This window comes from Streptomyces sp. NPDC050636, from assembly GCF_040654775.1.
GTDB lineage: Bacteria > Actinomycetota > Actinomycetes > Streptomycetales > Streptomycetaceae > Streptomyces.
Genome location: NZ_JBFAIP010000135.1, coordinates 1 through 13,850, shown reverse-complemented (window position 1 = coordinate 13,850; position 13,850 = coordinate 1). Strand labels below are relative to the sequence as shown.

11 protein-coding genes are annotated in these 13,850 nt (G+C 71.1%); 2 read left to right on the top strand and 9 right to left on the bottom strand.

Going from position 1 to position 13,850, the window contains the following annotated elements:
* Positions 1-182 precede the first annotated feature (182 nt).
* Positions 183-275: a protein-arginine deiminase family protein gene (locus AB0I10_RS37555; protein WP_363157238.1), complete on the top strand. Its 93-nt coding sequence runs from the start codon at positions 183-185 to the stop codon at positions 273-275.
* Positions 276-292: 17 nt separating this feature from the next.
* On the opposite strand, the gene dmpI is transcribed toward AB0I10_RS37555, so the two are convergent.
* From dmpI to AB0I10_RS37510, 9 genes are all read right to left on the bottom strand, one after another.
* A complete protein-coding gene (gene dmpI / locus AB0I10_RS37550; protein WP_136742304.1) occupies positions 293-475 on the bottom strand; it encodes a 4-oxalocrotonate tautomerase DmpI in 183 nt (60 codons plus the stop codon).
* Between the two features lie 160 nt (positions 476-635).
* The gene (locus AB0I10_RS37545; RefSeq protein ID WP_363157237.1) at positions 636-1,556 is read right to left on the bottom strand and encodes a LysR family transcriptional regulator; all 921 of its coding nucleotides are present in this window, start codon (positions 1,554-1,556) and stop codon (positions 636-638) included.
* Between the two features lie 305 nt (positions 1,557-1,861).
* Positions 1,862-3,142 (bottom strand): GNAT family N-acetyltransferase, encoded by a 1,281-nt coding sequence (locus tag AB0I10_RS37540; RefSeq protein ID WP_363157239.1) that lies wholly within the window; start codon positions 3,140-3,142, stop codon positions 1,862-1,864.
* Positions 3,143-3,313: 171 nt separating this feature from the next.
* A complete protein-coding gene (locus tag AB0I10_RS37535) occupies positions 3,314-4,492 on the bottom strand; it encodes a winged helix DNA-binding domain-containing protein (protein ID WP_363157236.1) in 1,179 nt (392 codons plus the stop codon).
* Positions 4,493-4,616: 124 nt separating this feature from the next.
* Positions 4,617-5,810 carry an XdhC/CoxI family protein gene (locus AB0I10_RS37530; protein WP_363157235.1) on the bottom strand — a complete coding sequence of 398 codons (1,194 nt, stop codon included), beginning with the start codon at positions 5,808-5,810 and terminating at the stop codon, positions 4,617-4,619.
* 36 nt (positions 5,811-5,846) lie between these two features.
* Positions 5,847-7,310 carry an NCS2 family permease gene (locus AB0I10_RS37525; protein ID WP_363157234.1) on the bottom strand — a complete coding sequence of 488 codons (1,464 nt, stop codon included), beginning with the start codon at positions 7,308-7,310 and terminating at the stop codon, positions 5,847-5,849.
* A 318-nt stretch (positions 7,311-7,628) separates the two neighbouring features.
* Positions 7,629-10,046 carry a molybdopterin cofactor-binding domain-containing protein gene (locus tag AB0I10_RS37520; RefSeq protein WP_363157233.1) on the bottom strand — a complete coding sequence of 806 codons (2,418 nt, stop codon included), beginning with the start codon at positions 10,044-10,046 and terminating at the stop codon, positions 7,629-7,631.
* A 5-nt stretch (positions 10,047-10,051) separates the two neighbouring features.
* The gene (locus tag AB0I10_RS37515; protein ID WP_363157232.1) at positions 10,052-10,675 is read right to left on the bottom strand and encodes a (2Fe-2S)-binding protein; all 624 of its coding nucleotides are present in this window, start codon (positions 10,673-10,675) and stop codon (positions 10,052-10,054) included.
* Positions 10,666-11,556, bottom strand: coding sequence for a xanthine dehydrogenase family protein subunit M (locus tag AB0I10_RS37510; RefSeq protein WP_363157231.1), 891 nt, complete (start codon positions 11,554-11,556; stop codon positions 10,666-10,668). Before AB0I10_RS37510 ends, AB0I10_RS37515 begins: the two co-directional genes overlap by 10 nt.
* Before the next feature lie 260 nt (positions 11,557-11,816).
* Between AB0I10_RS37510 and AB0I10_RS37505 the strand changes: the two genes are divergently transcribed.
* Entirely contained in the window at positions 11,817-13,481 is a 1,665-nt protein-coding gene (locus AB0I10_RS37505) for a PucR family transcriptional regulator ligand-binding domain-containing protein (RefSeq protein ID WP_363157230.1), read from the top strand.
* The last annotated feature ends 369 nt before the right edge of the window (positions 13,482-13,850 follow it).

Here is a 13,850-nt window from a genome sequence, read left to right as displayed (position 1 = left end):
TTCGGTACCGCGCCGCGCGAGCTGACCCGGGCGATCACGCTGCGCCAGACCGTGGCAGCAGAAGACGGGCCCGGCCATGACCCATCGGACAGGCCCTACGCCGCTCCCGACCCGCACGGCCCCCGGGTCGCCGGGCACGACCTCTTCCGTGAAGAGGCCGGGCGCCGGCCGACCGCCGGGGCGTGCGGGTGCACTGGGTGGAGGACTTCTCCTGGGCGCATGTGGGCGGCGGCGAGGTGCACTGCGCGACCAATGCGCTGCGGGAGGTGCCCTGAGCGGGAGATGTCCTCGGTTACTTGTCGGCGGTCAGCTTCCCGGCCGCGCCCCAGCTGTCGGTGGGGACCTCCTGGATCCAGACCTGCACGGTCTCGGCGGGAATCCGGTACGCGTCGACGAAGGCGTCGGTGATCTGCTTGACCAGCTCCCGCTTGAGCTCGACGCTGCGCGGGCCCTGCTGCACGGTGACGATCGGCATGGTGAACTCCTTTGTCAGTGGCGGCCATTCGGATGTTTCCGGTGCCCGCCGGTGTGACATCAGTCCATCGCGAACGGGGCTCGTGACCAAGAAGCGGATCGCGCACGCAGCGATCGCGGATCGAGATCGGAGGTTCCGATCGGGTGCACGCTCCCGCCCCTCACGCAACGGCACCGTTCTCGCCCGTCGCCGCGCAGGCCCGCAGCAGCGCATCGAGCCCGGCGGGCGGGTCGGTGCGGTGCACGGCAAGGTACGTGGTCAGCTCCATGCCCGGATTGCGGAACGGCAGGAACGCCACCCTCGGGGTGCTCAGCCGGCTGGCGTGCGAGGCGTAGACGACGGTCCACAGCGGATCGGCCGGGCCGGCGGCACCGATCGCGGTCAAGGTGTTGTCCAGGGAGCCTGACTTGGGGCCGGGTACGGGTACGAACCCCGCGTCATGGCAGGCGGTGACGACCAGGTCGACCAGGGCACGGTTGTTGCGGCGTTCGGTCAACACCAGCGGTACGTCGGCGAGATCGGCCAGGGCGACGGCTCCCGGGGAGGAGGCGAGAGGATGCCGCGCCGGAACGGCCGCGACCAGCGGGTCCTGCCACAGCGGGACGAAACTCAGGCCGCCCGGCCCCGTACCGTCCGCCTCACCCCGGACGAACGCCGCGTCCAGTTCACGGGACGTGACCCGTTCGAAACGCTCCCGGGCGTGGGCGTCGACCAATTCCACGCCGATCTCCGGGGCGAGGCCGGCGAGCGCGTCCAGCACCCGGTCCAGGTGGCTGCCCAGGCCCGTACTCGTCCCCAGGCGGAGGGTCGTGGCGCGGGTGACGGCCAGCTCGGCGACCACGGCGCGGGCGCGTTCCTCGGCGGCGAGCAGCGCCCGCGCCTCGGGCAGAAACCGCTCGCCGACGGCCGTCAGCCGCACATGGCGCGCCGAACGGTCGAACAGCTCGGCCTGCAGCTCCCGTTCCAGCCGACGGACCTGCTGGCTCACCGCCGACTGGACGATGTGCAGCCGCTCGGCCGCCCGTCCGAAGTGCAGCTCCTGCGCGACCATGACGAAGTACCGCACCTGTCGCAGCTCCACGACCGCTCTCTCCTTCCCGGCCCCGGCAACGGACCGAACCGGACCTCGCCCCGCGAACCCGGCCCCGGCCCCGGCCTGCCGTTCCATCTCATTGCCGCGGCATCCGCCACCCCGACATCATCCCTCCATGATCGATGCCGCCGCACTCTCCGAGAAGCCGAGCTGTCCGGCGCACGGGTCCGGTCACATCGCCGCCGGAGGCGATCCATACCGGTTGCACCCGCTGCGCCGCAGTCCACTCAGTAGCTCTCCACTCAGTAGCTCTCCCCGCTCAGTGGATCTCGCCGCTCAGTAGCTCTCCCCGCTCAGTAGTTCTCCGCGGTGAACGGCAGCCACTCCGTCTCCAGCGCGGCGTCCAGGCGGCGTACCGCCCCCGGAGTGTGCTCGGTGACCAGACCGGCCTGTACGAGGTGCCGCAGCCGGGTGCCACCCAGGTAGCAGGCGCCCAACTCCCGTACGTCCAGGGAGATATCGGCCTCCTCGTCGGTCCGCGTCCAGGTCGCCGTACCACCCGCCGCCCAGATCGCCCCGGGCTCGGCCCCGTCGCCTCCGGCCGTCAGCCGGAACCGTCCCGCGTTGGCGGGAAGGGTCGTATCGCGCAGATCGAGGACCAGGTCGACCGGGGCCGCCCAGGAGCGGGCGGTCAGTGCGGCGCGGACGTCCACGAGCCGGACCCACAGACCGATTTCCTGCCGGGTGACCTGAACCTGGTCGCGGTCCGCGGCGAAGTGCAGGAGCGGGTCGTCGGCGGGGCGGGCCTGGACCCGTACGGTCGTCGTCAGGTCGATCGAGGCGAGGTACGACCACAGGGCAGCGGCGGCCGGCGCGGATTCGGCCTCCAGCTCATCGACCGTGACCGTACCGGGACTGGTCTCCCCCGGACCGTTCGCCCGGTAGAGGGCGTAGCCGGCCGGGGCTTCGCCGGGCGCCCCCAGTACCACCACGCGCGGAGCGCCGGAGCTGTTCGGCCCGTCGCTCTCGCGGGCGCCGTCGAGGTCCAGCACCTGCTTGCGCCACCACGCCGCGTCGCGGGTGAACCGCCCGGCGCGGTGGGCCAGGCTCGCGTCGAAGAGCGGCCCGAGGACGTCGGGTGCGTCGGCCGGGTCGATCAGCCGCAGCGGGCGGCGATCGGGGGTGATACGCAGCGCGAGCGGCCGGGCGGAGTCGATCTCGATGCGGTACACCTCGCTGGCCGGCGCGTAGCCGAAGCGGCCGTAGATGGCACTCTCGGACGCCCAGAGGCAGGACAGCGGCTGTCCGTCGGTGCCGCAGCGGCGCCATAGCTCGGCCATCATCGAGGTCAGTACGCCGCGACGGCGGTGGGTGGGCGCGACGGAGACGAAGTCCAGGGCTGCGCACGGGAGTTGGCCGCCCGGGATGGAGAGGGTGAGGGGGTGCGCGGCGGCCAGTCCGGCGAGCAGTTCGCTGTCGTAGGCCCCGATGCGGGCGCAGCGCCGCAGCAGTTCGCGATGGTTGTTGCGCCGTTTGTCGCCGGGGTTGAGGTGGAACGCGAGGTAGCTGAGGTCCAGGGCGTCGTCGAGCTGCGCCTCGGGGATATCCCGGATGTCGCCCCAGCCGTCCCCGATGTCCTGGCCGTCATCCCGGATGTCCCGCGTGTGCCGGGTGTCCCGGCAGTCCCTGGTCGTACGAGTATCCGCAGTCACCCGGGGACGCTAACCCGGGGCGCCGGGGCCGTCACCTCGTTTTCCCCGCCATGGCCGCCGCGACCGGCCCGCGAATGCCCCGCTGCTGCCGCACTACGACGCGTCCCGTGCCGCGCTCTTGGCGACCTGTCCGTACCGGATGTCGTACCGCGCATCCGGGGCGGTCATCCGCAGAACTCCGGCCGCCTCGTCCTCCACGGCGGCCCGCTCGGCGCGAGTGAGCGGGGCGAACGGTTCAACGGTCAACTGCGCGATCCCACCGGCCACTTGGACGACCCACAGCCCACGAATCGTGCCGTCCACGAGGAAGGACCGGTAGGCGACATTGCGGTCCCAGGTGCGCCCGTGCCACTCGGGCGCGATGATCCGGGAGCGGTCGGCGTGCGACAGCGCGACATTGTCGAACTCCGGCAGGAAACGGACCGGCGCCTCGGTGTCCGGGTCCGGCAGGGGCGCGTCCGGCAGATCGAAGAGCTCCACCCCGTGCTCGTCCCGGAAAGTACGCAGCCGCGGCCGCAAGGGATCGACCACCTCGCCCAGCCGGGTCAGCCCGCACCAGGTCTGCATGTCCTTGACGGACGCCGGTCCGAACGCGGCCAGATAGCGCAAGAGAACGGCGCCGAGCGCGCTTTGCGGCCCCTCATGGGGCTGCGGCTCCCGCTCGCGAGGCCCCGACTCCGACTCCGGCTCCCGCGCCAGCCAGGCATCAAGAGTGGTATGCGCGGCCTGTCCACTGCGGCCCCAGAGGGCGCGCGGGGTGACCTGCACCAGCGGCAGCAACTGGCGGGCTGCCATGGCGAGCGGCTGGCGGTCGCGCTCCGGCCACTCCTCCTGAAGACGCTCGCCCAGCTCCTTGAAGGTCAGCGGCCGCTCCTCGACGAGCGTACGAGCCACTGCGGCAAGCCGGTCCAGATCGACCCCGACCAGCTGTTTGCTGAAGTTGCCGCGCAGGGTGCGGTCGTGCACGGACTCGGTGAGCGACCGCAGCAGCCGGGCGTCCCGGGCGCTCACCAGGTGGATGGTGGAGCGCATCACCGAGATACGTACCGCCTGCCGGGTCTCCAGCAGGCCGGACAGCTCCTGCGGACGGAAACCGGCCAGCCGGGCGGCGAGCGCGTAGTACGGCGGGCGCGGCGACTGGGCCTGGAGCCCGAGCAGCCACTCCACCGCGTCGAATGCGGTCATCTCGCTGCGGCGGAGCAGGAGTTGACGTTCCAGGGTGGCTCGGCCGAGGGCGCGGGCGGTGAGTACAGGGGCGGGGCGCTGCGTCATGGCGACGACGGTACTTCCCCTTGCGGACAGTTATTGTCCGCAAGGGTGTTGGGGCTTCGGGGCGTCGGTCCTGACGCCGACGGACTGCTCCGGCTTGTGAGAAGCCACAAGGCCGTGAGCCCCGTCAAGCCACCGACCCTATTCTCCCCACCGGCCGCGTCCCGCCATGGTGGATCGGGGTGTGCGCCCCGGTGAGCGGTACGCCCGTGCCGCCGCGCCGGTTGGCGACGATTTCCGCTGCGATGGCCAAGGCGGTTTCCTCAGGGGTGCGCGCGCCCAGGTCGAGGCCGATCGGCGAGCGCAGGCGGTTCAGTTCGAGCTCGGTGAGGCCCACGTCGCGCAGGCGCTGAAGGCGGTCCAGGTGGGTGCGGCGGGAGCCCATCGCCCCTACGTACGCGAGGGGGAGTTTGAGGGCGCGTTCCAGGAGCGGGACGTCGAACTTGGCGTCGTGGGTGAGGACGCAGAGGACCGTGCGGGAGTCCAGGTCCTGGGAGTCCAGGTATCGGTGGGGCCAGTCGACGACGATGTCGTCGGCTTCGGGGAAGCGGGTCCGCGTGGCGAAGACGGGGCGGGCGTCGCAGACCGTGACGTGGTAGTTGAGGAACTTGCCGACCTTGACCAGGGCGGACGCGAAGTCGATGGCGCCGAAGACGATCATCCGGGGGGCGGGGACGGAGGATTCGACGAGGAGGACGACCGGCCGGCCGCACCGGGAGCCGTCCGCGCCGATCTCGATGGTGGTGGTGCGTCCGGCGTCCAGCAGTGCGCGGGTCTGCTCGATGGCCGTGTGGTCGAGGGCGGGGTGGCCGCCGAGGCTGCCGGTGTGGCTACCGTCTAGGCGGACGAGCAGGGCGCGGCCGAGGAGTTCGGCGGGGCCGTCGATGATCCGGGCGACCGCCGCCGCCTCCCCCTTGGCGGCTGCGGCCAGCGCGGCGGCGAGCGTGTCGGAGGTGCTGTCCACCGGTTCCCCCGCGGATCCGCTGTCGCGGGCGGATCCGGGGGCGCTCGTCCGTACCGGGGTGACGAGGATGTCGATGACGCCGCCGCAGGTCAGGCCGACGGCGAAGGCATCCTCGTCGCTGTAGCCGAAGCGCTCCAGGACCGGTTCACCGGTCTGCAGCGCCTCCTGGCACAGCTCGTACACCGCTCCCTCCACGCATCCTCCGGAGACCGACCCGATCGCCGTGCCGTCGGTGTCGACGGCGAGGGCGGCTCCGGGCTGGCGGGGCGCGCTCCCGTTGGTGGCCACCACGGTGGCCACCGCGAAGTCGCGTCCCTGCTCGACCCACCGGTTCAGCTCTTCGGCGATGTCCAGCATGTCGGTCTCCTTACGGATGGTGGAGCGGGCGGGCGGTTACTTGACTCCCATCAGCTGCTCGATCGGGTGCAGGGCGAAGAAGACGGCGAAGATGCCGGTGAGAACCCACATGAACACGCCGACGTCACGCCACTTGCCCTGCGCCGCCTTGATGGCGGTGTAGGCGATGACGCCCGCACCGACACCTGCGGTGATGGAGAAGGTGAAGGGCATCAGGCCGACGGTCAGGAAGACCGGGATGGCCACCGAGCGGTCCCGCCAGTCCACGTGGCTGGCGGCACTCATCATCATCGCGCCGATGACGACGAGGGCGGCGGAAGCCACCGCTCCCGGCACGATCTGCGTCACCGGGGTGAAGAACAGACACAGTGCGAAGAACGCACCCGTGACGACGCTGGACAGGCCCGTACGGGCGCCCTCGCCGACACCGGTCGCCGACTCGATGAAGACGGTCTGGCCGGAGGCGCCGGCGACACCGCCGACCGCACCGCCCGCACCGTCGACCAGCAGGGCCTTGCTCAGGCCGGGCATCCGGCCCTGGGAGTCGGTCAGCTTGGCCTCGGTGCCGACACCGATGATCGTGGCCATGGCGTCGAAGAAGCCGGCCAGCACCAGGGTGAAGACGAGCATGCCCACGCCCAGGGCGCCGATCTCCTGCCAGCCGCCGAACTCGACGTCGCCGAAGAGACTGAAGTCGGGGGTGGACACCGGGTTGCCGGGCAGCGCCGGGGCGGCGCCGCCCCAGTCCTTCACGTTCGTGACGCCGACGGCGTTGGCCACCACGGCGAGGACCGTGCCGACGGTGATGCCGATGAGGATCGCGCCGGGGACGTTCCGGGCCTGCAGCATGAAGATGAGCAGCAGGGTGATGGCGAAGAACAGTACGGGCCAGCCCTGGAGCGCTCCGTCGAGGCCCAGCGTGACCGGCGGACCGTGCTCCGGTCCCTTGCCGACGAAGCCGGCCTTGAACAGGCCGATCATGGCGACGAACATGCCGATGCCCATGGTGATGCCGTGCTTCAGCGGCAGCGGGATGGCGTTCATGATGAGCTCTCGGAGCCCGGTGAGCACCAGAAGCATGATCACTACGCCGTACATGACGCACAGACCCATGGCCTGCGGCCAGGTCAGGTCCTTGATCACCTGACCGGCCAGGGCCGCCGAGACGTTGAGTCCGGCCGCCAGAGCCAGCGGTACCTTGCCCACAAATCCCATCAGGAGGGTGGTGAAGGCGGCGGCGAATGCTGTCGCGGTGATGACTGCGGTCGGGCTCAGCGTGTGGCCGCTGGCGTCCGGCCCGCCCAGAAGAATGGGGTTCAGGAGGAGGATGTACGCCATCGCCATGAAGGTGGTGATGCCGCCGCGCACCTCGCGCGAGATCGTCGATCCTCTGTCGGTTATGTGGAAGTACCGGTCGAGCCAAGACCGGCCGGCGGGCTGACGCGTGCCCTCGCCTGCGTCTTCCGCCGTGATCTTCGGCTCTGTGGACTGCTGGGTCATGGTGCCTGACTCCCAAGGTTCAATGGGACACCCGCATCAAGTGCGAGATTTGGGATGGAACTTCGGCTGCACGACCCGGGGGACGGCCCGAGACGAACGTGGGTACTGCCAACGTGGTACGCCGGGCAGCGACTGCGGTGTTGCTACGTGGGCTCCGGGCGGTACGCGGAGGAGGACGGACAGGGACACCCCTAGTCACGCACCGCCCGGAGGTTCGGAGGTCCGGGGGTCGCCCCCCAGAGGGTTTCCGGGGTCGCCCCCGGAGTGTCGGGGGCTGGCCCCCAGGGATTCAGTTGTCAGCAGGGATTCGGTTGTGCGTTATGTGCCGGTGAGGTGCTCGGGGCGTACCGGCGTCTTGTTGAGCTCCAGCCCGGTCGCGTTCCGGATCGCCGCGAGGACGGCCGGAGTGGACGAGAGGGTGGGGGCCTCGCCGATGCCGCGCAGCCCGTACGGGGCGTTGTCGTCGGCGAGTTCGAGCACATCGACCGGGATGGTCGGCGTGTCGAGGATCGTGGGGATGAGGTAGTCCGTGAAGGAGGGGTTGCGCACCTTCGCGGTCTTCGGGTCGACGATGATCTCTTCCATGACCGCCACGCCCAGGCCCTGGGTGGTACCACCCTGGATCTGGCCGACGACGGAGAGTGGGTTGAGCGCCTTGCCGACGTCCTGGGCACAGGCCAGCTCGATGACCTTCACCAGGCCGAGCTCGGTGTCCACCTCGACGACCGCGCGGTGCGCGGCGAACGAGTACTGGACATGGCCGTTGCCCTGGCCGGTGACCGGGTCGAACGCCTCGGTGGGCCGGTGTCGGAACTCCAGCTCCAGGTCGACCGCCTCGCCCTCCAGGACGTCCGCCAGCTCGGCGAGGACCTCGCCGCCGTCGGTGACGACCTTGCCGCCTTCCAGCAGCAGCTCGGCGGTGGCCCACGCGGGGTGGTAGGTACCGAACTTGGCACGGCCGATCTCCAGGACCTTCTCGCGGACGGCCTCGCAGGTGTTCTTCACCGCGCCGCCGGTCATGTAGGTCTGCCGGGAGGCGGAGGTGGAGCCGGCCGAGCCGACCCGGGTGTCGGCCGGGTGGATGGTGACCTGCTGGACGCCCAGTTCCGTACGGGCGATCTGGGCGTGCACGGTGATGCCGCCCTGGCCGACCTCCGCCATCGCGGTGTGGACGGTGGCGACCGGCTCGCCGCCGATGACCTCCATGCGCACCCGGGCGGTGGAGTAGTCGTCGAAGCCCTCGGAGAAGCCGACGTTCTTGATGCCGACGGCGTAGCCGATACCGCGGACCACGCCCTCGCCGTGGGTGGTGTTGGACAGGCCGCCGGGCAGCGCGCGGACATCGGGGCCCTCACCGGCCGCCAGCCACTGCTGCTCCGGAGGAAGCGGCATCGCCTTGACCCGGCGCAGGATTTCGGCGACCGGGGCCGGGGAATCGACCGGCTGGCCGGTGGGCATGATCGTGCCCTGTTCCATGGCGTTGAGCTGCCGGAACTCGACCGGGTCCATGCCCAGCTTCTTGGCGAGCTTGTCCATCTGCGCCTCGTAGGCGAAGCACGCCTGGACCGCGCCGAAGCCGCGCATCGCGCCGCAGGGCGGGTTGTTGGAGTACAGCGCGAGGGCCTCGATCTCGACGTCGTCGACGACGTACGGGCCGACCGAGAGGGACGAGGCGTTGCCGACGACGGCCGGGGAGGCGGAGGCGTAGGCGCCGCCGTCCAGCACGATGCGGCACTTCAGGTGCGTGAGCTTGCCGTCCTTGGTGGCGCCGTGCTCGTACCAGAGCTTCGCCGGGTGCCGGTGGACGTGCCCGAAGAAGGACTCGAACCGGTCGTAGACGATCTTGACGGGCTTGCCGGTGCGCAGCGCCAGGAGGCAGGCGTGGATCTGCATCGACAGGTCCTCGCGGCCGCCGAACGCACCGCCGACGCCGGAGAGCGTCATCCGCACCTTCTCCTCGGGCAGGCCGAGGACCGGGGCGATCTGGCGGAGGTCGGAGTGCAACCACTGGGTGGCGACGTACAGGTCGACGCCGCCGTCCTCACCGGGCACCGCGAGGCCGGACTCCGGGCCGAGGAAGGCCTGGTCCTGCATGCCGAAGACATACTCGCCGGAGACGATGACATCGGCCTTCTTGGCGGCCTCGTCGGCGTTGCCGCGGATGATCGGCTGGCGGTGCACGATGTTCGGGTGCGGTACGTGACCCGCGTGGTGGTCGGCGCGGCCCTCGTGGATCAGCGGCGCGCCCTCGGCGGTCGCCGAGGCCTCGTCGGTGACGACCGGCAGCTCGACGTACTCGATCTTGATCTTGGCGGCCGCGCGGCGGGCGGTCTCCGGGTGGTCGGCGGCGACCAGGGCCACCGGCTCGCCGTGGTGGCGGACCTTGCCGTGTGCGAGAACCGGCGTGTCCTGGATCTCCAGGCCGTAGTTCTTCACGTCGGTGGGCAGGTCGTCGTAGGTGAGGACGGCGTAGACACCGGAGGTCGCCAGCGCCTCGGACGTGTCGATCGACTTGATCTCGGCGTGCGCGACGGTGGAGCGGAGCGTGAAGCCCCACAGCATGTCCTCGTGCCACATGTCCGAGGAGTACGCGAACTCGCCGGTCACCTTGAGGGTGCCGTCGGGCCGCAGCGTCGACTCCCCGATACCCGCCTTGGTCTTGCCGCCCTGCACACCCTGCGTGATCTTGGTGGGTGTGCGACCTGCGGCGCCGACCGCGAATGTTGCGTCGCCCATGGTGGTCAGACCCCCTGTCCGGCGGTCCGGTTCTCGCCGCGGGCGGCCGCCAGCCGCACCGCGTCGAGGATCGTCTCGTAGCCCGTGCAGCGGCACAGGTTGCCCGACAGCGCCTCACGGATGTCGGCGTCCGACGGGGAGTCGTTGCGCTCCAGCAGTTCGTCGGCGGCGACCAGCAGGCCCGGGGTGCAGAAACCGCACTGGACCGCGCCGGCGTCGATGAACGCCTGCTGGATCGGCGAAAGCGTCGCATGCGGGAGGGTGCCCTGCTCACCGGTCTGGCTGTCGGCGGAGGCGGCCGGCTTGGCCTGCCACCGCCTGGCCTGGTCCACGCTCGTACCGCAGGCGCCGGTGCCACAACCGCCGTGCTCGGCGCGCTGCTTGGCGTAGTCCGCCAGGCCCTCGACGGTGACCACGTCGCGGCCCTCGACCTGACCGGCGGCAACCAGACACGAACAGACCGGCACGCCGTCCAGACGGACCGTGCAGGAACCGCATTCGCCCTGCTCACAGGCGTTCTTGGAGCCCGGCAGGCCCATCCGCTCACGGAGGACGTACAGCAGGCTCTCGCCTTCCCAGACGTCGTCGGCCTGCTGCTCGCGGCCGTTGACGGTGAAGTTCACGCGCACTGTGTGCTCCTCTCGTTGCCGCGGTAGGACTCCCAGGTCCAGCCAAGGGTGCGGCGCGCCATGATGCCGACCGCGTGGCGGCGGTACTTGGCGCTGCCGCGCACATCGTCGATCGGGTTGCAGGCGCCGGACGCGAGCTGCGCGAACTGCTTCGCGACGGACGGCGGGACGGGGGCGCCGGACTCCCAGAAGCCGCCGTCCTCCAGCGCCGCGGCGAGGAAGTCCTCGGCCTCACGGGCCCGTACGGGGGTGGGCGCGGCGGAGCCGATGCCGGTCCGTACGGTCCGGGTCTCGGGGTGCAGCGCGATACCGAAGGCGCACACCGCGATCACCATGGCGTTGCGGGTGCCGACCTTGGAGAACTGCTGCGGGCCGTCGGCGATGGGCAGATGCACCGCGCGGATGAGCTCGTCGGGCTCCATCGCGTTGCGCTTGACGCCCACGTAGAACTCATCGATCGGGATCATTCGGACGCCCCCGCGCACCGACTCGACCTCGACCTCACCGCCGGAGGCGAGCAGCGCGGGGTGCGCGTCACCGGCCGGGGAGGCGGTGCCGAGGTTGCCGCCGACGCCGCCGCGGTTGCGGATCTGCGGGGACGCCACGGTGTGCGAGGCCAGCGCCAGACCCGGCAGCTCGGTCCGCAGGTTCTCCATGATGTTCGTGTAGGACACGGAGGCACCCAGGCGTACGGTCTTCTCCCCGACCTCCCACTCGCCGAGGTCACCGATACGGTTCAGGTCGAGCAGGTATTCGGGGCGGCGGTGGTCGAAATTGATCTCGACCATCACATCCGTGCCGCCCGCGATGGGCACAGCGGTGGGGTGCTCGGCCTTAGCGGCGAGTGCCTCCTCCCAGCTGGCGGGGCGAAGGAAGTCCATGGGTGGCCTCTTCTACGAATCGGTCGCTCGCTGCTCATGGTGAGGACCTTCGGCCCTCGTCGCCATCGAGCTGTTCATGTCTTGTTAACGAGCTTGGGCTTAGTGAACGCGCCCGCAGCCCACCCGGTGCAGTCACGGAAACCATGAAGCGGTTGGCTGGCCAAGGGGCCCGTCTTGTAGATTCGAACGAAAGACGAGGCTCCGAAACCTCGCGGCATTCCACCGGCAACACCAGACAGCAAAGATCGGCGGGCGAGGACATGCGGCTCCGCGCACTCCTGGAAACGAACACCCTCGGCCTGCGGCTTCTCGGGGGCGAGGAAGAGCTGGACCGCACGGTACGCGGCGTGATGACCACGGATCTGCGTGATCCCAGCCGGTATCTGTCCGGCGGCGAGCTGGTACTGACCGGCCTCGCCTGGCGGCGCGAGCCGGACGACTCCGAGCGGTTCGTCCGCATCCTGGCCGGCGCCGGCGTCGCCGGGCTCGCGGCGGGCGAGGCGGAGCTGGGCGCCATCCCGGACGACCTGGTGCAGGCCTGCGCCCGGCACCGGCTGCCGCTGTTCTCGGTCGTCGAGGACGTCTCGTTCGCCTCCATCACCGAACATGTCGTCCGCCAGGTCTCCAGCGAACGGGCCGGTGATCTGGCCGCCGTGGTGGACCGGCACCGGCGGCTGATGACGTCGGGCCCGGCGGGCGGCGGCCCCGAGGTGGTCCTGGACCTGCTCGGCTCCGACCTGGACCTGCGGGCCTGGGTGCTGTCCCCCACCGGACGGCAGATCGCCGGTTCGACGCTGGCGGACTCCGGGCCCGAGCTGCCCGGCGAGCTGGCCGCCCGGCTCGCGGGCGAGCATCTGGCCGCCTCCCGCACCGGCCGCCGCGGCCCGCACCGCGTCACCCTCGGCAATGCCACCTACTCACTGTTCCCGATCCGCTACGACGGCCGCGATCTGCGCGAGACGCTGCTCTCGGACTGGCTGCTGGCCGTCGAGGCGGACGCCGGGGACTGGTCCGCGGAGCGCCTCGACCTGCTGACCGGCGTCACCCAGCTGATCGCCGTGGAACGCGACCGGCGCGATGCGGCGCGTACGGTCCGCCGGCGGCTCGCCCAAGAGGTGCTGGAGCTCGTCCAGACCGGCGCGCCGCCCGCCGAGATCGCGGCCCGTCTGCGGGTGGCGGCCCCGGTGCTGCTGCCCGGTCTCGGCACCGCCCCGCACTGGCAGATCGTGGTGGCCCGGGTCGAGTGGGAGGGCGGCGACCTCCCCGGCGGCCCGGTGGCACAGGCCCTGCTGGAGGAGGTGCTGGTCGACCCCGGCACGTTCGGCCCGGAGCCGTCCGACCGCATCGCCGTGGCGCACACGGGCGACGAGGCGGTGGCGCTGGTGCCGCTGCCCGCCGTCCCGGACGAGTCCGGTGAGACCTCGGTGGCCGGTCTGCACGCCGACGCTCTGCTCACCGGCATCCAGGACCCGCTCAGCCGCGGCCTGGACGGCGACGGCCGGCTGACGGTCGGCGTCAGCGCCTCCGTGCATTCGGCGGAGGGGCTGCGCGGCGCCCTGGAGGAGGCCCGGCACGCCCGACGGGTCGCCGCCGCCCGCCCCGGCCGGGTCTGCGCGGCCGGCCACGAGGAGCTCGCCTCGCACGTCCTCCTCCTGCCCTTCGTCCCGGACGACGTCCGCCGGGCCTTCACCGCCCGTCTCCTGGACCCGCTGCGCGACTACGACCGCAGGCACCGCGCCGAGCTGATCCCCACCCTGGAGGCGTTCCTGGACTGCGACGGGTCCTGGACCCGCTGCGCCACCCGCCTCCACCTGCATGTGAACACGCTCCGCTACCGCGTGGGACGCATCGAGCAGCTCACCGGCCGCGATCTGTCCCGCCTGGAGGACAAGCTCGATTTCTTCCTCGCGCTCCGAATGAGCTGAGGGGCAGCTGTTGGATCCCTCCAACGGCACAGGTCAGGTCTTGTGGCCGGGGAGGGAACAAGCTGCTGCGCAGGTCGTTGGCTGACGCCATTGGCCAGCACCTTGGCCAGTGCCTTGGCCAGTACCTTGGGCCAGCACCTTGGCCCGGGCGCCTTGGCAGCGCCTTGGTCAGTGCCTTCGGCCAGCGTCTTGGCCTGGCGCCTTGGCCAGCGTCTTGGCCCGGCGCCCTGGCCAGCGCCTTTGACCGATCCTTGCAGCGGGTAGGCATAGGTCTGGGGCCTGGTGGGCCCGTACGGGATGTCCCGTACGGGCCCCCCCCGCCCCAACCCCAATAAGCCCCACCAGCACGCCACCACTCACAGGGGGCCC

What these genes read in the sequence shown, in the direction of transcription:
- dmpI (WP_136742304.1), bottom strand. Translation starts at nt 475, where the DNA reads ATGCCGATCGTCACCGTGCAGCAGGGCCCGCGCAGCGTCGAGCTCAAG.
- AB0I10_RS37535 (WP_363157236.1), bottom strand. Translation starts at nt 4,492, where the DNA reads ATGACGCAGCGCCCCGCCCCTGTACTCACCGCCCGCGCCCTCGGCCGA.
- AB0I10_RS37530 (WP_363157235.1), bottom strand. Translation starts at nt 5,810, where the DNA reads ATGCTGGACATCGCCGAAGAGCTGAACCGGTGGGTCGAGCAGGGACGC.
- AB0I10_RS37525 (WP_363157234.1), bottom strand. Translation starts at nt 7,310, where the DNA reads ATGACCCAGCAGTCCACAGAGCCGAAGATCACGGCGGAAGACGCAGGC.
- AB0I10_RS37520 (WP_363157233.1), bottom strand. Translation starts at nt 10,046, where the DNA reads ATGGGCGACGCAACATTCGCGGTCGGCGCCGCAGGTCGCACACCCACC.
- AB0I10_RS37510 (WP_363157231.1), bottom strand. Translation starts at nt 11,556, where the DNA reads ATGGACTTCCTTCGCCCCGCCAGCTGGGAGGAGGCACTCGCCGCTAAG.
- AB0I10_RS37505 (WP_363157230.1), top strand. Translation starts at nt 11,817, where the DNA reads ATGCGGCTCCGCGCACTCCTGGAAACGAACACCCTCGGCCTGCGGCTT.